Genomic DNA, 21222 nt, shown 5'->3' with positions numbered 1-21222 from the left:
TGTGAATTCCAATTGAACCGGGAAAGTGTGCCTGTCCCCCTCACTTCGGGCATTGAATGATTGCGGAGCGTTCGAATGGTAGGTCTCATCACGCACAACATGAAAATGACGTCGATCGTCCTTGGGGAACATGCTTCGCGAACAGCTCCTATTCACGTTGATAGGAAGCGCAGTTCCCTGGTTCGGCTGGCACCGAGAGGGGAAGATGATCAACATGTTCAAGGTGTTCAACATGTTGCTCCGTGGTTGAAAACACTTAACCTTCAGCTAAATAAGGGCTTCGAGAACAGATTGCTCATCATGATCAAGGTGAGCAATTTTTTTGTGGCCGCTCGACCTCTGGTAAATTGGGAAGATGTATGCGGATTTTGATCCGCGGACGGATTCGCATCGTCTGCCCCGGCGATTCTGCTGGCTCGCGTGTCGGTTCATCGAGAGTGGGGATCAGGCAAGTGGTTCGGCCAATTGGGTCTCGTGTCGAGCCACATTGAGTCGAATCCGGGATCCACCACGTAAGCCCAAGATCCTCGATAAAAACTGACGAGACTGGGGCGTCATGCTCATTTTTTTGGTCGGACACGGCTACGATGTGGCACGCAGAACGGATGTTCGGCTGCCGATGTGTCATGCCCCATGGGAACACCGACTGCCTCCGTTTCCGCAGTCCGCTTCGGATCAAGGTTGCTCGAGCGAAAAGATTCATGAACATTCAAGGAAAGATGCAATTGATGTCTCGATGCGTTTCATACTTCATTGCTGGATTGCTGTTCACCCACGGTGTCGCACATTCCGCAGATGCACCACTTCCCCCGCAAGAAGCCGCCGACAGTATTCGTGTGCCACAAGGTTTCAAAGCGTCGTTGTTTGCCGGTGAACCTGACGTCGTGCAACCCATGTCGATCACATTCGATGATCGAGGCCGCATGTGGGTGGTCGAATGTCGCTCGTATCCGAAGTGGCAGCCTGTCGGCGCAACCGAGGGACCTGATCGCATTCTGATTCTGGAAGACACCGACGGCGACGGGAAATTCGATTCGCGAAAAGTGTTTCTCGACAAGGGTGTGAATTTCAGTTCGGTGGAGTATGGCTTCGGCGGAATCTTCGTCACGTCGATTCCCAATCTCCTGTTCATTCCAGATGCGAATGGCGATGACGTACCCGATGGTCCCGCACAGGTGCTGCTGGACGGATTCGACGTCAACGCTCGGCACAATGTCGCAAACAGTCTGATCTGGGGACCGGATGGCTGGCTGTATGGCTGCAACGGAATCCTGTCAAACTCAAGAATCGGAAAGCCGGGAACGCCTGATGCGCAGCGCGTGCCGATGAACTGCGGGATTTGGCGATATCATCCGGTCAAGCACGAGTTCGAAGTCGTTGCCCATGGAACTACGAATCCGTGGGGAGTGGCCTTCGACGAAAGGGGCGAAGCGTTCCTGACGAACTGCGTCATCGAACATGCCTTTCACGTCGTCCCCGGTGCTCGTTTCAAGCGAATGTTTGGTCAAGACTTCAATTCGCATACGTTTGAACTGATGCAGACCTGCGCCGATCACATTCACTGGGCGGGTGGAACCTGGGAAGGGTCACGTGATGCGACCGGTAAACATGGCGAAGCCGGTGGCGGACATGCGCACTCGGGCGCGATGGTTTATCTGGGTGACCAATTTCCTGCGAAGTACCGCAACACGCTGATGACGCTGAATATTCATGGCCAGCGCTTGAATTGTGACAAGTTGGAACGCAGCGGCTCAGGCTATGTTGCCAAGCACATGCCTGACTTTGCCTTGTCGGGTGACTCGTGGTTTCGTGGCATCTGCGTGAAGCAGGGGCCGGACGGAGCCGTCTATTTCACCGACTGGTCGGACACGGGCGAATGCCACAATTACGACGATGCCACGACGCATCGCAGCAATGGTCGAATCTACAAAGTGAAGTACGGAACCACACCACAAAAAAGCGTTGACTATGCCAAGTTCAGCGACGCCGATTTGATTCATAGACTGACCGGCAACGATCAAGTGATTGCCGGCATCGCACGTCGGATCTTGCAGGAACGTGCCGTGAAGGGAAAACTCGGAAGCGGTGTCGACCAGACTCTGGCCGCTCAGTTCTCAAAACAGAACGACGCCGCCAGCGGCAACACCCCTGCCGCCCTGCAACTCCTTTGGACGCTGCATGCGATCGGAAAGTTGCCATTGGTTCTGCCCAAGACGCCGGAAGCGGCCTGGCCGAAAGACGACACTGTGCGCGGCTGGATGGTGCGTCTGCAACTCGAGACGACTCCCACCTCGGCGACGCTCAATCAACTCGTCAAACTGGCGGGATCTGATCCATCGTCCTATGTTCGACTTCAGCTCGCTTCAGGATTGCAGCGGCTTTCGCTTGCAGATCGAGCCCCGATTGCACGAGCTCTGGTCAGCCATCTTGAAGATGCTGCCGACAACAATCATACGTTGATGCTCTGGTACGGGATCGAACCACTGATTGCCGCAGATGACATGGACGTACTTTCCCTGGCGCTCGAAACGAAGCTGCCCAAACTGCGGCAATTCATCGCACGACATCTTGCCACAGGCAAGACGCCTCGCTTCGCGCCGTTGTTACGATGGCTTGAAGAGCGTCACGACGATGTGCCCACGGTGCGCGATGTTCTGACCGGATTGCACGCGGGCGTCGAAGGTCGACGCGACGTGATGCCTGACGCGGGTTGGAAATCGGTCGCAACACGTCTGATGATGAACGGAGACGCCACGATCCGCGAACTCAGCCAGAGGATCTCATTGGTTCAAGGGAGTGATGAGGCCTTCGCCGCGGTCAAAGAGATCGCCAAGAACAGCAAGCTCGACACCCAAGAACGTGAACGAGCCCTCGCAGATCTGGTGACGACACGACGACCGGAAGTGGCGGACCTGTTGCTGGACTGTTTGAACGAACCAGCATTGCGTGCAACGGCCATTCGCGGACTGGCCGGATTCGATCGACCCCAAGTGGGAGACAAACTCCTGCAGCTTTACGCGTCGCTGACGGATGTGGAAAAGCTGGATGCAATCAGTACTCTGGCCGCTCGTGAGAAAACGGCTCTGTCGCTGGTGACCGCGGTCGAAGCCGAAAAACTCAACAAGAATGACTTGTCCGAGTTCGACATTCGCCAATTGCAGCGGTTCAAAGAGCCGAAGCTGAACGCACTTGTCAAAAAGCTGTTTGGTGCGACGCCATCGTCGGCCGAGCGCGCGGCTCAGATTGCGGCGATGAAACAACTGATTCTCGAAGGCAAAGCCGAATCGGCGCATCCGAGCCGCGGCCGAGCGATCTTCCAGAAGAATTGTGCATCCTGCCACACACTGTTCGGCGAAGGACGTCAGGTCGGCCCCGATTTGACGGGGGCTCAGCGCACCGATCTGGATTATGTCTTGATCAACGTCATGGACCCGAGTGCACTCGTGGGACATGCCTATCGCGTGACGATTGTGGAATTGAAGGATGGACGCGTGGTCAACGGAATCGTCAAGGCGGAAAACACCAGCACGGTGACACTCCAAACTGCCACCGACCGTGTTGTTGTCGCGACTCAGGATATCGAAACACGGCAACAGCAACCTGTCTCGATGATGCCGGAGGGGCTATTGAACCGGCTGTCGATTCAGGATGTCCGCGATCTGGTCAAATACTTGGGAAGCCCGGACCAGGTCCCATTTCCTTGATTTGCGATGCCGTTGGATGAGTCGCGTGTGGGGACTTTGCGGGTCAACGGGTAGAAGTCCTCACATAGCTGTTTCGGGACGGCTTTGGCCAGGGTGATTGAAACCAATTCCTCAATCGCCCTGGCCATTCCCTTAATTCGTTCCTTGCGTTTCGTTACACTCCGCTCCCTCACGCATCGCGATCCGATTGTCACATCGCGAATCAATCTCAACACGTCGCACGATTCGAGTCGAAGCAAACGTTATGGAAACGATCGCAGGCCATCTTTACGACTACCCCAAGTACTACGATCTGATTTTCGGTTCGGATTGGGCGGCAGAATTTAAATTTCTGAAGGCCTGCTTTGAGAAATATTCGCGTCGTCCTGTACGACGGCTGTTCGAACCCGCGTGTGGGACCGGTCGATTGGTCATTCAGTTCGCCAAGGCGGGGTACGAAATCTCGGGCAACGATCTCAATGAGAAGGCGATCGAATACTGCAACGCTCGACTGAAGCGGGCCGGGTTGCCGCAGTCGACATTTGTCGGTGACATGGCAGATTTCCACCTGAAAAAGAAGGTGGACGCGGCCTACAATATGATCAACACATTCCGTCATCTGCCCAGCGAAAAAACGGCGGAAGCGCATTTCCGCTGTGTTGCCGATGCACTCAATCAAGGGGGACTGTACTTTTTGGGACTGCATCTCACACCGAAATCTCCGGCGCAATGCACGCATGAAACGTGGTCGTCGACCCGAGGCAATCTGTCGGTCATTTCCAATCTCTGGACGATCGACACAGACTTGAAAAAGCGACAGGAACGAATCGGCGTCACGTACGACGTCTATACTCCGACGAAGCAGTTTCGAATCACCGATGAAACGATGTTCCGAACTTACAAACGCGAACAGATGTTCCGACTGCTGGAGACGGAACCCCGCTTGCGGCTGCTGGAGATGTACGATTTCCGTTATGACGTCGATTCACCGATCGATGTGACGGACGAAACTGAAGACATCATTTTTGTTCTCCAGCGCGTCTGATCCGGTGCGGGATGTTCCTCAAGACAAACGAACACCGAATCCACGTCGAACAGCGCCGCTCGAATTTTCACACAATTCCGATCAACAAGGACCCCTAAAGTATTCTGGATCGAGGGCTCGGCCGCGACATCGTCTGAGCATTGATCGGTCCAGAATGACGAACATCCGTTGTGGAAAGAGTGCGCTGCGATGCTTCGGTTCGCGTTTCGAAACCTGATGAGCCGCCCCGTTCGGTCGATCCTGGCGCTCCTTGGATTGACCGTGGCCATTGCCGGCATGGTTGGATTGTTTTCGATCGCCACGGGCATTGATGACACGGTCGGAAGTACATTTGGACGCATCCCCGGGCTGGCCGCGATGCAACCCGGAGCCCCAATCCCGCTATTTTCTCGCATGCCGATGAGTTGGTCGGACGAGATTGCTCGCCTGCCTGGAGTCCGAACCGCCCGTCCAGAAGTGTGGGCTCGAGCCCAACTGGTCGAAGGAAAGCCAACCTTCAGTCCACCGCGATTCCTTTTCGGGACCGATATCGAACGGACCGTGAATCTCAAGCAGGCCGTCTATCGGGACGACATCATTTCCGGCCGATTTTTGTCGGTTGACGATGTCGGCACCATGAACTGCGTTGTCAGCCGGACGATTGCCCAGGCGTTCCATAAGCAAGTGGGAGACCGACTTCGAATTGATGGATTCGACCTGACGATTGTCGGAATTTATCACTGTGGGTCTCTGCTGCTCGATGTGGCCATCGTGCTGGATGCCGCGGGAGTACGGCGGATCAGCAAGTTCGACGATGGCCTCATATCGTCCGTCTATGTCGAACCCGATGACACGATTCCCAAATCGGAACTGATGGAAGAAATTCGGAAGCACTTCCGTGGACGACGTGCGGATGACTGGCGGAACAACACCGCCAAGGCCTTCCCCGAGATGGCGGCGCTTCAAATGCTGAACTCCGCTGCCAAGCTTTTGACCACGGAACCCAAGCCCTCATCCGCCAGTACAACGGACTCATCACCTCTCCCGCAGTCGTCCGCAGGGGGAGCGTCAGAACCACAGATCGAAGAGGCAATCGAAGTTCGATCCGCCCAGGACTGGGGCGATAAGATCGCAGAACTCAGTTCCGATCTGGATGTGTTTCTCTATCTCATGACCGGTATCGGCGTGATCATCGCGTTGCTGAGCATTCTCAATACCATGCTGATGAGCGTCGCGGAACGGCTGATCGAGTTCGGCGTATTAAAGGCGAACGGATGGTCCGCCTGGGACGTGATGCGGCTGATCACGTGGGAGAGTGCGCTGCTCGGATTGGGCGGCGGCATTCTCGGATGTGGAGTTGGCTGGGTAGCCGTTCAGATCGTGAATGCCATTTTCCCCACCAAGTTGCATCTGGTTGCCAGTTCCGGCCTGCTCCTGTTCAGCCTGATTTTCAGCACCCTTTTGGGGATGCTTGGAGGGGTCTACCCTGCGATTTGGGCTCTGAAAATGTCACCCATGGAAGCGATTCGCCGAGGCTAGTGACACACCACTCTGCCCTGAGTTGTTTGTGAACTCAATCGGGGGCGGATGTGAACGGGCCGCAAGGGCGATGGATCGATGGGACGATCCATCGCGAGACGTGAGGTACTCAGAACTGATCCGCCGCAGCGTGATCGAAGCCACCTTCATAGTTGTCAAACCGCATCGACTCACGTTTCCATTGCAAATTGACAATACCCGTCGGTCCGGAACGATGTTTGGCAACGACGATTTCAGCCAATCCGGGGCGATCTTCAGGGTTGTAGGCGTCGGGGCGATGGAGAAACATGATGATGTCAGCGTCCTGTTCGATGGCACCACTCTCGCGCAAGTCAGCCAGCTTTGGCCGCTTGTCTTCACGCAATTCCACACCTCGGTTGAGCTGCGAAAGTGCAATCAGCGGCAGTCCGTTTTCCTTCGCGATTCCCTTCAGTCGTCGTGTGATCTGGGCGATCTGTTGTTCGCGGTTGATTCGCTTATCTTCCGGTTCGATCAATTGCAAATAGTCGATGATGACCAAGCCCAAATTGTTGCGTCGTTTCAAACGTCGGCAGATGGCGCTAATCTGTGCGACGGTTCGGCCGGGACTGTCATCGATGAACAATTGCAGTCGGCTGAGTTCCGACGATGCCTCGAGCAGCGCGTGCCGTTCATCCGGCTCAAGCAATCCCTTGCGCAGTCGATGGCCGTCCAGCTTTGCCCGAATACACAAAAAACGTTCGGCAAGTTCCAGCTTGGATTGTTCCAGACTGAAGATGATCGTTGCGGTCTCACCGGCCCCGGCCACCCACTCGGCAATGTTACACACGAACGCCGTTTTACCCATCGAAGGACGCGCGGCCACGATCACCAATTCTGCAGGCTGAAAACCGTTCGTCTGCTTGTCCAAATCGTTGAAGCCGGTCGACAGGCCGCTGATATTTCCTTCACGCCCCAGACGAGTGTTAATTCGATCGAGCGTCTCATGCATGATGTCATCCATGCTGATCTTGGAGCTCGTCTCCTGGCTTTCAAAGATTCCGAAGATGCCCTGCTCGGCGCGCTTCAGCATTTCCGCTGTATCGTCGCTGCCGTCATAACAATCGCGAAGTACGTCCGTGCAAACGATCGTCAGGCGACGTTGAATCCACTTGTCGCGGACGATCTCGGCATAGAACTTGACGTGAGCGGAGTGCGGAACCGCTTCGAGAATTTCGCTCAGATACGCCACGCCACCGACTTCTGACAGTTGGTTTCGCTCGCTCAGTTCATCCGCAAGCGTCACGATATCGACGGGCTTGCCGTCTTCACGCATTCGAACAATTGTGGAATACAACAGTTGGTGAATGTCGCTGTAGAACTGATCGGCATGCAACACATCCGCAACGTCGTCAAGCGCCGTGTTCTCAAGCAGCATACATCCAAGCACGCTTTGTTCTGCGGCCAGATTCTGAGGAGGAAGTCGCATTGAGGAAGGAGAGAACGATTCCGCCATGAATAAATTCCCTGCCGTAAAGACGTGCGATTGAACGATCCCATCATACCCACAGGCCGGGATTGTCCACGCTGATTTGCTAAGCATCAAAGACAAACGACGCGCCCAGACCGGGCGCGTCGTTCATGCCGACATTGGTTCAAACCGCCAAACTTTTACTTTTTGGCAGCGGGAACGACCCAAACCTTGATTTCCGTTTTGACGTCCGAGTGAAGTTGAATCCTCACAGTGTACATCCCCAATTCCTTGATTGGGCCATCGAGTTTGACGTGGTCGGCGTCAACCATGTAGCCTGCGGACTTGAGGGCCTTGCTGATATCGGGGCCGAGGATCGAACCGTAGAGGTGACCTTCTTCGTTCGCGTTTGCTTCGAGCGTCACGCTGTACTTGCTGATCGCATCCGACCGCTTTTGAAGCTCGGCCATCTTCTGCTTTTGCAGTGCGACCAGGTTCTCTTGATGTCGCTTGACCATTCGCTTGTTCAGTTCGGTGGCAACGGTCGCCAGCCCGTTTGGCATCAAGTAATTCCGGGCATATCCAGGCTTCACGCGAACGATGTCGCCGGTATTGCCAAGGTGTTCGACGTCTGCAGCAAGCAACAACTCGACCTGTCGCGAAACTCGGGGACGTCCAGAAGCGGTATGTGAACTACGAGCCATTTGATTGAATTCCGTTGCGCCAACTGACTGGTTATTGACTGGATTTATCGTATCCAAGGGCGATCCCGGTGATCGGCTTGGAGAAAAATACTGTTTCGACTTACCTTCAAACACCCTATCTGGACCTTGTCAAACACGCACCGCGCGGTGACCGCGCACTACAAACAGGGCTAGAAAGGTACATCGTCACTGCCGCCTGAGCTGTCATCAAACCCGGAGGAATCACTATGCGAGTCGGACGGGAATGAATCTCCACCAGACGAACCACCTCGAGGAGCATTGGAGCTCATCGGGCGACCGCCCCCAGCAGCACCTCCACCCCCACCACCCGACGGACCATCACCTTTTCCGCCGAGCATCGTCATGTTTTCGCCGACCACTCTCAGCTTGCTGCGCTTCTGCCCTGACTCGCGGTCATCCCACGTATCAAGTTGCAGACGTCCTTCGATCAGGACTGACCGGCCCTTCGCCAAGTATTCTCCAGCAATTTCCGCAGTACGGCCCCAAAGTGTGACGTCAACGAATGTCGTTTCGTCTTTCCATTGGTTGGACTGCTTGTCTTGCCAGCGGCGATTGACAGCCAAACCGAGTTCGGTGACGGCTGTGCCCCCCGTCGTGTATTTCACTTGGGGGTCACGCGTCAAATTGCCAACTAGAATGACTTTATTGAAGCTTGCCATGCTTCGACTCCTCGAGTCATGCTCGATAACTATCGCGTCTCTTCGACGACTTCTTCACCCGGAGCTCGCTCGCCGCGTGCTTCTCGATCGGCCTTCTGCTCTGGACTGTGAATCGCGCCGTCGTGTGATGTCAGGGCATCCACCATGGCGTCGAAGATGACTTTCGGATGTCGCAGAACCAACTGACGCAAGACGACTTCGTTCAGCTTGCTGAGACGAGTCAACTCGTTCATGCTGCTGCCGTCCATCTTGAAGCAGGCAAGGTAGTACAACCCCTTGCGGTGACCTTCGATGGGGTAGCACAGCTTGCCTTCCTGCCATGGTCGCGAGGCGACAACGCTGGCCCCGACGCGTTCCAGCATCCCCAGAACGGCTTGCTGCGTTCCATCGGGATCGGACGCGTAGCGATTGCTGTCGATCAGAAACATTCCCTCGTACATGTATTCGGTCAAAATGCTCTCCCCAAGTTCCTCAGTCGATTACTGCTTTTTGCTGTGATAACTGGCCTGTGAGCGGAAGTCTACCCCCGCTCTATGACGATTTGTATTCGCTTACGGACTTTTTCCCGGCGCTTCGTCGCCCCCCTCAGGAAGAGCAACATTCACGACATTCATCGCCGCCGAAATCCCATCCTTGATCCACAACTCTATCCCCGACGCCGCACCTCGAATCGCCTGATCGATTTTCGGATGCTCATCCTTCCGAAACTTCGACAAGACAAAGTTCGCGGCATCGACGCTGTCGGGCGGCCGACCGATGCCAATCCGCAGCCTGGGAACCGCATCGGAACCACAGACTTGTAGAATACTCAACAGACCTTTCTGACCGCCAGCCGATCCTGAGCCCCGAAGGCGCAGTTGGCCAACTTTCAGATTCAGGTCATCACATACCACCATCACATCGCCGAGCGAGATCTGAAAAAACTTGACGATTTGCTGAACCGAGCGACCGCTGATATTCATAAATGTCTGCGGCGCCGCGAGTAAAACTTTCTCGCCGTTGTAATTCACCTCGCTTAAGTTGGCCTCGAATCGGACTTTTGGCCGACTCGCATGCCAACGCAGCGCCAACTCTGACAACACGTCGAAACCGACGTTATGCCGCGTTCCCTCGTATGTCGCTCCCGGATTCCCCAGTCCCACGACCAATTTCATGGCTGCGTCCTGAGCCCTTCCGCGACAAAATCAATGCGAGAAAGTACAGATCTCAATCTCGCACTGACGAGGCCATTACTTCTTCTTTGCATCCTTCTTGTCATCTTTCGCATCGGCGGCGTCAGCACCCGGCTTCTTGCCAACAACTTCGGGTTCGACGGGCGAGGCGGAGGCGACTTCTTCCTGAACCTTCGCTTGAACGACGTGCACGACAATGGCGTCGGCGGCCGCGTGTGCGTGCGAACCTTCTGGCAACACCAGGTCGGAAACGTGAATCGCCTTGCCGAGTTCCAGGCTGCCGATTCGAACTTGAATCGTGTCGGGAATTTGATAGGCCAAGCAGTCGATCGTGATCGAGTGCATTGTCTGTTCCAGCACACCACCCAACAGAACACCCGGGGCAGTGCCCTTGAGTTCCAACGGTACGACGATGTTCACGCGTTCGTTCGGATCAACACGTAGCAGGTCGAAGTGCTGGATCATTCGACCGAACGTATCCCACTGGATTTCGCGAACAACGGCCTTGTCGACCTTTCCGTCAAGCTCGACATCCACGACCTTCGCACCGGACTGCAGGACGGGCATCAAAGCGTCCGCGGCAATCACGACAGCGGTCGGCGGAGCGTTGTGTCCGTAGATATTGCCTGGAACCTGACCACTCCAGCGCAGACGTCGACACGCGGCAGATCCATTTTCTGCACGCAGCTTGACGACCAGTTTTGCTTCCTTCGACATGGCAACATGTACTTTCAAGATAACGACTTACGGCTCGTCACCCGTGTCACACCGGAACTTCGTCCACGACGGCGGCTGGCGCGAGGACCGAAGAGTGTAGCGAAGCAATAAGTGACCTGCAACGCCTCGGCGGAACAGATTTCGCTCAAAGTATTAACAGAATTCTGAATTTACAGTCGAAACTGGCCACCAAAATCCTCAATTCCGTCTGGTTTTGTCCAAACAGGGCTCGTGAGTCACTGAAAATTGTAAGTTTGTCCGCAGGTACCCGAATTCGAGGACACACTTGTTAATCGTACTCAAACGAAGTCTGATTTGAGTTGGACTTCGATAAGATAAACCAATTCATATAGATTTTGTACGCCCTGATTTTTGGATACCGGAATGAGCCGACTGATTGGGTTGATGCTGGCCGTGAGCATTGTTTGGCTGGGCGCGCTCGTGTCTTTAGCGCCAGCAGCGGATTGGCCACAATTTCGCGGACCGCACGGTTCGGCCGTTGATCCGTCGAATCAATCACTGCCAACGGAAGTGGGTCCGGGGCAGAACCAACTCTGGAAGACCTCCTTGCCTCCCGGTCATTCTTCACCCATTGTCGTCGGTGATCGCATCTTTCTGACGGCTGTTCGCGATAAGAAACTGCTCACGATATCTCTGGATCGTGAAACGGGAACGATTCAGTGGGAATCAGAGGCCAGCTATGAACGACTTGAAACGATCCATCGAATTGGCAGCCACGCTCAAAGCACTCCCTGTGCAGATCAGGAATGCGTGATCAGCTTTTTTGGCTCCAGCGGCCTCTACGCGCACGATCACAGCGGTAAGTTGCTTTGGAGCCGGCCCATGGGGCCGTTTCTCAACGATTTTGGCGCCGCGAGTTCACCGATTCTCGTGGGCAATCGATTGATTCTCTGTCAGGATCATGATTTAGACTCGTTCCTGATGTGCCTGGACAAACGCAGCGGCGACATTCTTTGGAAGACGGATCGATCCGAGTTCTTGCGGAATTCATGCACGCCGATCCTGTGGAACAATGACGGCCAATTGCAGGTTGTTGTTGCCGCGACCCTGCGCGTTGTTGGATATGATTTGGAGACCGGCCAGGAAGCTTGGACGGTGCGCGGCATCTCGCGAACCGTGGTCAGTTCACCGACCGTCGGCCCTGATGGAAACCTATATTTGGCGGGATGGGCGGCGGGTGGCGATGAGGCTGAGCCGATTCGAATTGAGCCATTTGATGACGTTTTGGCGCTGAAAGACGCTGACAAGAATGGCGAGCTCGAGGAATCCGAACTTAAAGAAGGACCTGTCTATCAGCGGTTTTCCCAGGCTGACCGCAACAAGAACGGGCATTTGACGCGAGCGGAGTATGAACTGTTTCGCGGATTGTTTGATCAGGGACGAAACTTGCTACTCAGTATTCGCCCCGGTGCTGTCGGAGAAGCGACTCTGACACATGTCCGCTGGCGACACCCGAAACTCGTTCCCTTCTGTGCATCGCCACTGTTTGTGAACAACACGGTCTTCAGCGTCAAAGACGGTGGGATTTTGCAGTGCCTCAACGCCGAGACGGGCAAGCCGATGAAGCCGCTCAGGCTCGAGGCCAGCGGCAATTACTATGCGTCGCCCGTCGCGGGAGACTCCAAGATCTATCTCGCCGACGAACAAGGGCGTGTTACAGTCGTGTCAGCCCAAGCCGACTTACAAGTGTTGCATACAGCCGACTTCAAAGAGGATATTTATGCGACCCCCGCACTCGTTGATGGCCGGATCTATTTGAGGACGGGAACGCATTTGTATTGCTTTGGTGTACGTCATTGACCTCGATCCGGCAGCGTGAAAGAGTTGCCCTGAATCTTCCGATAGCTACACTTGATCAGCGGGTGGAGATGCCGTTCCCAATTCGCCCCCTCCTGCGTGAAGCGAATTCAGCGACACCGAACGACTGAGACCGCCCGAGGCATCCAAGCTTCGCTCTTCGGATGCGACGGGTTAAATCGTGAATGCGACTGCTCTTTTTCCGAGGCCCGGCTGATCTATGGACTCGAACGCAATTTTCGCCATCCTGCTGCTTTTCGTCGGGCTGGCCATTCTGGTTGCCGAGATCTTCGTGCCGTCTGGGGGGCTTCTAGGCGTCATTACGTTCATCAGCCTGCTCGTATCGCTGGTTTTCGCGTATCGAGCGTGGGGAGTCTCTCATCCAAACGTCTTCGGTGTGTTTTGCATCCTGCTGCTTCTTCTGGTTCCGACGGTGATTTCGTTCGGGTTTTACCTGCTCCCGCGCACGAAGTTTGGCAAGAAGGTGCTGCTTGAAGCACCGGAACCACAGGACCTGACGCCCTACGCGAAAGAGTCATCGCGGCTGGAAAAGCTGATCGGTCAGTTCGGCACCACAATTACCACGTTGAATCCGGGCGGACTCGTAAAGCTAGACGGGCAGCGCCTGCACGCGTTGTCCGAAGGGCTCTCCGTCGAACCCGGCGCATGGGTTCAGATTGTGGCCATCCGCGGAGCCAGTGTTGTCGTAAGGCCGGGAACGCCACCCGCTCGAACGGATTCCGCAGTAGATTCTCTCGACACCGAATTTGACGAAACGGCCGTAGAACGAGGTTCTTCGCTGGATTTTGAGTTTCCACCGACGACATGAACGCGCAAATCGTCATCAGGCGGTTCAGGCGGTGGCAAGATCCAGGCCATTCAGGATCTCCCGTCCTGCCTGGCTCTTGTTCAAGACATAGAAGTGAATACCGCTGACACCGTGACTCATCAGTTCGCGGCATTGCTTGATCGCAAAATCGACTCCGATCTCGTACTGCGCCCGCTTGTCGCTCTTGACCGACTCCAACCTTGAGGCCAGGCCGGGAGGAATTGCGGCACCACACATCGCCGTAATCCGTTGTATCCGGTCGAATTCGGTAATCGGCATGATCCCGGGGATAACCGGAATCTCGATGCCCAATTCGGTTAAACGGTCTCGGAATCGGTAAAAGCTGGAGTTGTCGAAAAACAGCTGCGTAAAAATGGCGTCGGCACCGGCCCGCACCTTGCGAACCAGATTCTCAAAATCGACTTCCAGATTTTTTGCTTCGGGATGCTTTTCGGGGTATCCCGCAACGCCAATTCCCATCTCGGGAAAATGCTCGCGAATGAGTGACACCAGCTCATTCGCATATTGGAGGCCGCCCTGGACGGCTTCGAACTTCGCCTGCCCTGCGGGGGCATCACCGCGAAGAGCCATGATATTTCGCAGGCCTTCATCCCAGGCAAACTGCAGCCACTCCAGAAGTTGCTCGCGTGTGCTTCCCACACAGGTGAAGTGCGCTGTGGCGGTTAACGAATGCTGTTCCTGAATTTCGCGGCACCATTCCACGGTTCGCTTGCTGGTCGACCCACCTGCACCATACGTGCACGAAACGAACGAGGGACGGTACGGGACCAGATCCCGCAGTGTTTGACGAAGCAGTTCGTCACCCTCAGCGGTTTTTGGCGGAAAAATCTCGATCGAGAGACCAAACCGACCACTGGAGTAGAGATCACGGATGCGTGTCGCGTTGGTGGACATGCTCAAACTTTCCACGTAGAACATTTCGGCATTTCGAGCAGGAGGTTATTCAATCGACGAGGCCTCCGCCAGTATTCTCGAAGCCGGATTTACCGAGATTCAATCGGAATGTTCGGTTGGTGGGGACAGGCTTCGGATCAGTGAAGTCGAATCCGTTGTGAATTCACTCATTGGCAGACAAGTGTGGACGCAATTACTATCATAGAGCGACCGATTGTTGTTGATATTGGTCTGAGGGCATTGCTGCTCGCCGCGAAGAATCGTCAAAGAGATTCCGGAAAGTGGCGCGTTCACCTTAGTTACGTCGAGCGTGTTCGTTGTCGCTCGACATGTATTGCGTCAGTTCAAAAGGAATATCGGCATGTCAACCGCTGAAGCGTTGAAGTCCAAAACCTCTGAAACCACGAAGTCCACAAGCGCGTCGGCAAGCCGCCTTCCCTACAAGGTCAAAGATATTGGTTTGGCCGCCTTCGGACGAAAAGAAATCGAAATTGCTGAAAACGAAATGCCAGGTCTGATGGCACTTCGCGAGAAGTACGGAACCACAAAGCCATTAAAAGGCGCTCGCATCGCCGGCTGTCTGCACATGACGATTCAGACCGCCGTACTGATTGAGACCCTGACCGCTTTGGGTGCCGACGTGACCTGGAGCAGTTGCAATATTTTCTCGACCCAAGATCACGCCGCTGCCGCCATCGCCGCCACTGGAGTTCCCGTCTACGCCTGGAAGGGGATGACCAACGAAGAGTTCGACTGGTGCATCGAGCAGACTCTGTACTTCCCAGATGGCCAACCGTTGAACATGATTCTCGACGACGGTGGCGACTTGACGATCATGGTGCACCAAAAGTTCCCGGAACTGCTCAAGGGCATCAAAGGTCTGAGCGAAGAAACCACAACCGGGGTTCACCGACTGGTCCAAATGCACGAACGTGGTGAGCTCAAGATTCCCGCGATCAATGTCAATGATTCGGTCACCAAGAGCAAGTTCGACAACCTATATGGTTGCCGCGAATCTCTGGCCGACGGAATCAAGCGCGCGACCGATGTGATGCTCGCCGGCAAGGTCTGCGTCGTTGCTGGTTATGGCGACGTGGGTAAGGGCTGCGCCATCTCCATGCAACGATACGGTGCTCGTGTCATCGTCACCGAAATCGATCCGATTTGCGCACTGCAGGCCGCAATGGAAGGTTTCGAAGTCACGACGATGGAAGATGCCGCCGCACAAGGAAATATCTTCGTCACGACGACCGGTTGCTGCGACATTATTCGCGGTGAGCATGTCGAAAAGATGCCGAACGACGCGATCATCTGTAACATCGGCCACTTTGACATCGAAATCGACGTTGCCTGGCTGGAAGAGCAAGTCAAGATTGGCAAAGCGACGAAGGTGAACGTCAAGCCAAATGAAGTTGGTGCCGTTGACCGCTATACATTCAAGGACACCGGACGCAGCGTTATTCTGTTGGCACAAGGTCGCCTGGTGAATCTGGGATGCGCAACCGGCCATCCCTCGTTCGTCATGTCGAACAGCTTCACCAACCAAACGCTGGCTCAGATTGCCCTTTGGACGGAAACCAGCAAGTACACGGTTGGCGTCCATCGCCTGCCGAAGGAACTGGACGAAGAAGTGGCTCGTTTGCACCTCGACAAGATCGGCGTCAAGCTTTCGAAGCTGACGACGAAGCAGGCCGACTACCTCGGAATGTCGGTCAATGGCCCGTTCAAGCCCGAGCACTATCGCTACTAATCGCACGCGATCGTTCGCCGACTGGGCGACGTGATCGGATTCGAAAATGACGCCCGGCTCAATGAGTCGGGCGTCGTTCTTTGGAGAACGTCTTTTCGTGGATAAGCCACGAGCGATCGAGAATCGAGTGCGCCTGATTCAACGATGGGGCGCCCCACCAGCGTCTTCATCCTCATCTTAATCGCAGGGTGATCAAGTCGACGCGGGGGCCACCATTTCAGGTCGTGTTGCAAGCTGCGCGACGGCATGCGCACAGGCCGCCGAGGCGATTTCTGGCGACGTCTGTTCAGCGAGCGAGACGATTCGTGCACTCGAGGTATGACGATTTTCGTAGACCATCTGAAATGCGAGAAAGTTTCCCGAGCCTGCGACAATCACATTTTCACATTTCGAGGGCAATCGAAGTGCGACGCGTTCAAGTGCCCCCGAAAGTCGATGCCGCTGAACGTCTGCCAAGAATTTCGCGATGTGCAGCACTTCGTCGTACGAAATTTCATGACGATCGCAACACAACATTCGTGCCAGACGGTCATAGGCCGCGGCCTTGGTTGCAGGTCGTCCATCGGCGGTTCCCAGGTCATGGGCATCTTCGGGGATGAGCCCCAATAACAAGTGAATGTCGAGGGTGGTCGCAAAGAGTTCTGCCGCAAGCGTGCAGTATCCCTCGCGGAATGGGACGCTATGAGCAACGGAGCAGAGCGGGGTTCGCCAGACGCCGGAATAGGACAATTCGCCGCTTTGCAACCGCCCAATGTCGGTCAGTCCGACCGGTACGGGTTTCCCTGCAACGAGTGGGATGATATCCGTCGTAGTCGTACCGATGTCGACCAATAGCCCCGACCCTGCTGGAATCAAGTCGCCACACCACGTTGCCAAAGCATGCCAATTGGCGGCAGACACCTTGCGCACATAGTCACGTGCAAGCCGCGGTCCTACGAAATGACCATCTGTCGTCCAGACGAAAATTCGGTCGGCCCCATCCGTCGGATTCCCAGAGGTAGCCGTATTTCGGGCCAGATCGAGTCGATTCAAACTCGATTCGACGGCCTCAAGAATGAATCGAACGCCCTCTGACTTGGTTACGAAACAGTCTGCAAGCTCCGCCGTCATTGTTAAGGCAATGCGATCGGTGTGAGGGAAGCTCTGGAAGACTTGGGTCAACTCATCCGGCAAGCGCTCAGGGACTTGCCAGATGGCAAACGGACGGCTGATTGCATGCCCGGAACCATCGGCTGCTTTGATATTCGCTCCGCCAATGTCGAGACCAAGAATCGCCATGTTGTTGCAGGCCCTCTACCTTCGCTCATTTCTCAATCGGACAATTTCTTGAGGCTCACCGGTTTTGCAATCGCGTCGCGATCTGACGCTGACAATTGATCTTCGTTTTCGCCCGTTGGCGAATCGTCTGACTTGTTGTCGGTCAATGCTTCTGAATCATCAGGGGCCGGCAATGCAGACCCCAGGATGTCGGCGGGTTCCATCGAATCCGGTACCGGGTCATTGGGATCGCCAACAACATCAATCGCGGTCACAGGCTCGCTCGTTGTGACGAATTCGTTGCAGCCTGAAGTACTTACAAGAATCGCTGCAAGAGCGAATTGAACGAATGGTCGCATGCCTTCCTCCTTGAAGGGCGTTCGGTCGGAGTGATGTGATGCCAGGGCATCGTACCGGGATTGTGAAGAAACCCTGCAAACGCGGCAACCCCGTTCTGCTGCACGCGGTGAATTCATAGTTTCAATCGATGTCACCGCGTTCGTCGAGTTCACTGGGTCGTTCAAACCAGAGTACTTTGAATGCCCCCATCCATGGTCCTCATTTTCCATTCCTCTATGCTTCGACAGGTTTCGAAAGTGCATCCCATGCATCTCTTGAAAACTTCTCATCAGCCCATACTCGCACCGCGATACCCTTGAGCAAAACCGCAATATACCATCCAGAATCTTCATCAAACTCGTCTAGTGGATGAGTGGCATTGTAGGTCACTTTACAGACAAGCTCTGCAAGCGCAACAATTGAAGCGAACTCAACTTCGTCGTCAGTGAAGCCTCGCTCTAATTGAATTTTATCCATTTTCATCGTGATCGTTCGGACATCGCTGAATATGTTGTGGCCATTTCCCCACAAATGTTGATTGTTCGCCATGCTCAAAACGTCATGGAAGAGTGGCAGTTGGTGATGGCTGTGATCCAAAACCAGCTTGAAGATTCGTGCTGCCCAGTTGGGACGCAGCTCGGACGGAATTCTCTCGAAAATGATCCGACCGGCGCGAAGGGGTTTTCCATTGGTCCAAAAACGCTCCGCAATTTCCATTCGATCACAATTCATTATTTGAAGTCCGCAGAACAAGAGGGATACATGTTAGGAAAATGTACGAACGCCGCCATCTGGGGTGAATCGAATGTACGGTGGTCGTGTAAGACGCCCACCTCGAGTGGCTGGGTTATTTGAATATTTAAGTCTTATTGTGCCCGCGCCGTTGCCGACTCCCCTAAGTGCTTTCATCAATGCCTGAGCCCTGGGATGAGCTGCGTCAAATCTAAAATCAATATCACTTCGATTTGGGGGGCCATTGGGATTGAATTTGCCCACTCGCAGATTTGTGAAGATGTTTCTACCTTCTCCTTTGGCACGGCTGCCGACAACATCTATTGTTGTATTGTATTGCTTAGCAATTGCCTTGATCTCTGCGACTTCCTTTGGCGTCAATGAGTTCGGCGGAAGGTCGTGAGGAATACCGGGATCAACGGTGCACGGTATGGCGTTGTGTACGAGGATTCCCGCCTGGGTGACTTCATAGACATGTTCGCCCCGTACTTCAATATTGTAAAGTGGGAGAGATTCGTTTCGGGCCTCGACGGACGTGACCGTAATCCAGCCTTCGCGACCCAAGACCGCGTCTCCGGCGGCCCATTCTTCCATGGGAACCCAGTCTTTAATGGCGGGTGACCAGATGGGGTGCGACTTTGAGCCTTCCAGTGTGTCACCCGTTTCGAACGTGATCCGCACCGTTTCGTCAGCCCTTCGGGTGACGAAACGGCCTGTCACGACTTCTCCGTCGCCGGTACTGAGCGGAGGGCACGGGCTGATTGTCGTGATTTCCGCAATTCCATTCAGCTCCAGTTCGGTCGAGAAGACTTTGAAGACGCTGCCGATTTCCAGGTGGCTCGATGCAACCCAGTTTCGAGGCCGGAGCAACTCGGCGTCCACGATTCCGCCATCCGTCTTGCGCCACTCCATCGTCAACCGGACCCAACTCGATTCGTCAGGCTCCGGCCATTCAAAATCGTATTCTTCGGAACGGGGATTCTTCGTTGGGATCCGATCCCCCAAAGTGACCGTCTCGATCGGAATCAGATGTGTTGCTGGAGTTTCCGTGAGACCGACGGCCGTCTGAAGATCGTGGTGATTTTCGGTGGCCGCTTCGAAGATGCCACGCTTTCATGGGACAGGCATCCCCGGTTTCCTCGGAAATCAAGCCGTTCGATCCCGAATAGATGTGTGAACACCTGTCCGTCCGATCGGCCCTCAACTCGAGAATTGCAGTGAGGAGGGGCCTCCCTCCGTCTCGGGCTCAGGAAGTCAACCACCGGTTCGCGCAGGAGGCGAATGGGACAGGGGACTTCCAACCGATGCTGACAGCGAGGAAAATCAACACCACCGGCCTGGAAAACATTTTCTGCTTCTCATCGGCTTGACAATCTCTTCTTCATAGATGTCCCCAGGGTCCACCCTTGACTCGAGCTTTGTCAACGCAACCTATTCTGGAAGGATTTCTTCCGCAAGAAAGGCTTCAATGTCGAAGCTATTCGACAAGAATCGAGCGAACCACGGAGAAAGGTCATGCATCTTTCCTTGGGCGATTTCTGCAAAAGTATCTTCAGTTTCCATCTTAAGGATGAAGTTACAAGGGGGATACTTCGCGTCCTCTTCCAGCCATGCCTCCCAGCCAAACGCTTCCGTCATTCCCACTTTCACGTGAGGAGAATCTGCGCTTGGTTCGACATCAAAAGAATTTAACTGCAATTTCGATGCAAGAGTGTTGGCAAGTTGTTCCAGCGTCCCGTCGTACCTAATCCAAACGCGGACAAATGCACCATAGACATTAGTACTGTTCAATTTAATGCTCAACATTGGGATTAATTGGCATTCGATGGCTTATACAAGATCGAAAACCCTTGTTTATTAGGCCTCAAGCCTTCAAATCCTGGAGTGTCAGCCAAGATTTTTCTGAATTTCGGATGAGCCCTAAGGTTCTTACCATAGAGTTTACGCAGAATGTCACTCTTGATCCACAGGTCAATGTCAAAGTCGGAGAGGTCAATTCGCTGATTCCATCTTGGTTTGTCTCTATTTCCTACCCTACCGGTCCTGAATGATCCTGTATAGCCCCATTTCAAATTGGGATCAATTGCACGGAGTTCTGGGAGAAGTTTTGTTTCTACCAATCTTTCGAACTTCCTCTGAAGATTAAAAAGTACTCCGTCTGGATCAGGTAACGGGACAGAACGGCCGATGCCGTAACTGTTGCTATTGTGGACGAGGATCGCGGCTTCTGTGACTTCATAGACATGCTCACCTCGTATCTCAAGATTGTAAAGTGGGACGGACTCGTTTCGGACCTCGATGGACGTGACGGTAATCCAGCCGTCGCGGCCCAAGACTGCGTCTCCGGCGGCCCATTCTTCCATGGGAACCCAGTCTTGAATGGTGGGTGACCAGATGGGGTGTGACTTCGAGCCTTCCAGGGTGTCGCCTGTTTCGAACGTCATCCGCACCGTCTCGTCGGCTCTTCGGGTCACGAAACGGCCCGTCACGACTTCTCCATCACCGGTGCTGAGTGGAGGGCACGGGCTGATTGCCGTGATTTCCGCAATTCCATTTAGCTCCAGTTCGGTTGAAAAGACTTTGAAGATGCTACCGATCTCCAGGTGGCTCGACGCAACCCAGTCTCGAGGTCGC

Annotated in this window: 19 protein-coding genes; 6 read left to right on the top strand and 13 right to left on the bottom strand. The window is 54.5% G+C overall.

Translation table 11 applies throughout. The features are described from left to right. Positions 1-728 precede the first annotated feature (728 nt). From OSO_RS42235 to OSO_RS0105195, 3 genes are all read left to right on the top strand, one after another. Positions 729-3704 (top strand): PVC-type heme-binding CxxCH protein, encoded by a 2976-nt coding sequence (locus tag OSO_RS42235; protein WP_162130511.1) that lies wholly within the window; start codon positions 729-731, stop codon positions 3702-3704. A gap of 244 nt (positions 3705-3948) precedes the next feature. Then, on the top strand, positions 3949-4728 hold the full coding sequence (locus tag OSO_RS0105205) for a class I SAM-dependent methyltransferase (protein ID WP_010582433.1): 780 nt from the start codon (positions 3949-3951) through the stop codon (positions 4726-4728). Between the two features lie 189 nt (positions 4729-4917). Continuing rightward, on the top strand, positions 4918-6246 hold the full coding sequence (locus OSO_RS0105195) for an ABC transporter permease (RefSeq protein WP_010582432.1): 1329 nt from the start codon (positions 4918-4920) through the stop codon (positions 6244-6246). Positions 6247-6355: 109 nt separating this feature from the next. On the opposite strand, the gene dnaB is transcribed toward OSO_RS0105195, so the two are convergent. The 6 genes from dnaB to OSO_RS0105165 form a co-directional block, all read right to left on the bottom strand. Continuing rightward, entirely contained in the window at positions 6356-7720 is a 1365-nt protein-coding gene (dnaB, locus tag OSO_RS0105190; RefSeq protein WP_010582431.1) for a replicative DNA helicase, read from the bottom strand. 155 nt (positions 7721-7875) lie between these two features. Beyond that, the gene (gene rplI, locus OSO_RS0105185; protein WP_010582430.1) at positions 7876-8379 is read right to left on the bottom strand and encodes a 50S ribosomal protein L9; all 504 of its coding nucleotides are present in this window, start codon (positions 8377-8379) and stop codon (positions 7876-7878) included. A gap of 170 nt (positions 8380-8549) precedes the next feature. Continuing rightward, positions 8550-9059, bottom strand: a complete 510-nt coding sequence (gene ssb, locus OSO_RS0105180; RefSeq protein WP_010582429.1) for a single-stranded DNA-binding protein — start codon at positions 9057-9059, stop codon at positions 8550-8552. A 29-nt stretch (positions 9060-9088) separates the two neighbouring features. Next, complete coding sequence (gene rpsF, locus OSO_RS0105175; RefSeq protein WP_029246669.1) at positions 9089-9511, bottom strand: 30S ribosomal protein S6; 423 nt, start codon at positions 9509-9511, stop codon at positions 9089-9091. Between the two features lie 99 nt (positions 9512-9610). Then, complete coding sequence (gene pth, locus OSO_RS0105170) at positions 9611-10213, bottom strand: aminoacyl-tRNA hydrolase (RefSeq protein WP_010582427.1); 603 nt, start codon at positions 10211-10213, stop codon at positions 9611-9613. Positions 10214-10288: 75 nt separating this feature from the next. Further along, on the bottom strand, positions 10289-10948 hold the full coding sequence (locus OSO_RS0105165) for a 50S ribosomal protein L25 (RefSeq protein ID WP_010582426.1): 660 nt from the start codon (positions 10946-10948) through the stop codon (positions 10289-10291). A gap of 384 nt (positions 10949-11332) precedes the next feature. Here OSO_RS0105165 and OSO_RS0105160 point away from each other — a divergent pair, with 384 nt between their 5' ends. Next, positions 11333-12769 carry a BamB-related PQQ repeat family beta-propellar protein gene (locus OSO_RS0105160; protein WP_010582425.1) on the top strand — a complete coding sequence of 479 codons (1437 nt, stop codon included), beginning with the start codon at positions 11333-11335 and terminating at the stop codon, positions 12767-12769. Positions 12770-12986: 217 nt separating this feature from the next. Next, entirely contained in the window at positions 12987-13595 is a 609-nt protein-coding gene (locus tag OSO_RS42230; RefSeq protein WP_010582424.1) for an NfeD family protein, read from the top strand. A gap of 24 nt (positions 13596-13619) precedes the next feature. Here OSO_RS42230 and metF read toward each other — a convergent pair whose 3' ends face one another. Beyond that, positions 13620-14510, bottom strand: a complete 891-nt coding sequence (gene metF, locus OSO_RS0105150) for a methylenetetrahydrofolate reductase [NAD(P)H] (RefSeq protein WP_029246668.1) — start codon at positions 14508-14510, stop codon at positions 13620-13622. A 361-nt stretch (positions 14511-14871) separates the two neighbouring features. Between metF and ahcY the strand changes: the two genes are divergently transcribed. Further along, the gene (gene ahcY, locus OSO_RS0105145; RefSeq protein ID WP_010582421.1) at positions 14872-16260 is read left to right on the top strand and encodes an adenosylhomocysteinase; all 1389 of its coding nucleotides are present in this window, start codon (positions 14872-14874) and stop codon (positions 16258-16260) included. Positions 16261-16452: 192 nt separating this feature from the next. Here the strand turns inward: ahcY and OSO_RS42225 are convergent, their stop codons facing one another. The 6 genes from OSO_RS42225 to OSO_RS51315 all read right to left on the bottom strand — a co-directional run. Then, complete coding sequence (locus tag OSO_RS42225) at positions 16453-17538, bottom strand: hydantoinase/oxoprolinase family protein (protein WP_010582420.1); 1086 nt, start codon at positions 17536-17538, stop codon at positions 16453-16455. Between the two features lie 32 nt (positions 17539-17570). After that, positions 17571-17876, bottom strand: coding sequence for a hypothetical protein (locus tag OSO_RS50625; protein ID WP_010582419.1), 306 nt, complete (start codon positions 17874-17876; stop codon positions 17571-17573). Between the two features lie 214 nt (positions 17877-18090). Further along, positions 18091-18573, bottom strand: coding sequence for a hypothetical protein (locus OSO_RS0105125; protein ID WP_010582418.1), 483 nt, complete (start codon positions 18571-18573; stop codon positions 18091-18093). 48 nt (positions 18574-18621) lie between these two features. Beyond that, positions 18622-19593 (bottom strand): Hint domain-containing protein, encoded by a 972-nt coding sequence (locus OSO_RS0105120; RefSeq protein ID WP_010582417.1) that lies wholly within the window; start codon positions 19591-19593, stop codon positions 18622-18624. Between the two features lie 426 nt (positions 19594-20019). Continuing rightward, positions 20020-20379 carry a hypothetical protein gene (locus tag OSO_RS0105110; protein ID WP_157605044.1) on the bottom strand — a complete coding sequence of 120 codons (360 nt, stop codon included), beginning with the start codon at positions 20377-20379 and terminating at the stop codon, positions 20020-20022. Positions 20380-20399: 20 nt separating this feature from the next. Beyond that, positions 20400-21222, bottom strand: an 823-nt coding sequence (locus OSO_RS51315) for a polymorphic toxin-type HINT domain-containing protein (RefSeq protein WP_010582415.1), incomplete at its 5' end; no start/stop codon positions are given.

The organism is Schlesneria paludicola DSM 18645 (assembly GCF_000255655.1).
Taxonomy (GTDB): Bacteria; Planctomycetota; Planctomycetia; order Planctomycetales; family Planctomycetaceae; genus Schlesneria; species Schlesneria paludicola.
The sequence above is the reverse complement of the archived record's forward strand: the minus strand, read 5'-3'. Positions and strand labels throughout refer to the sequence as shown.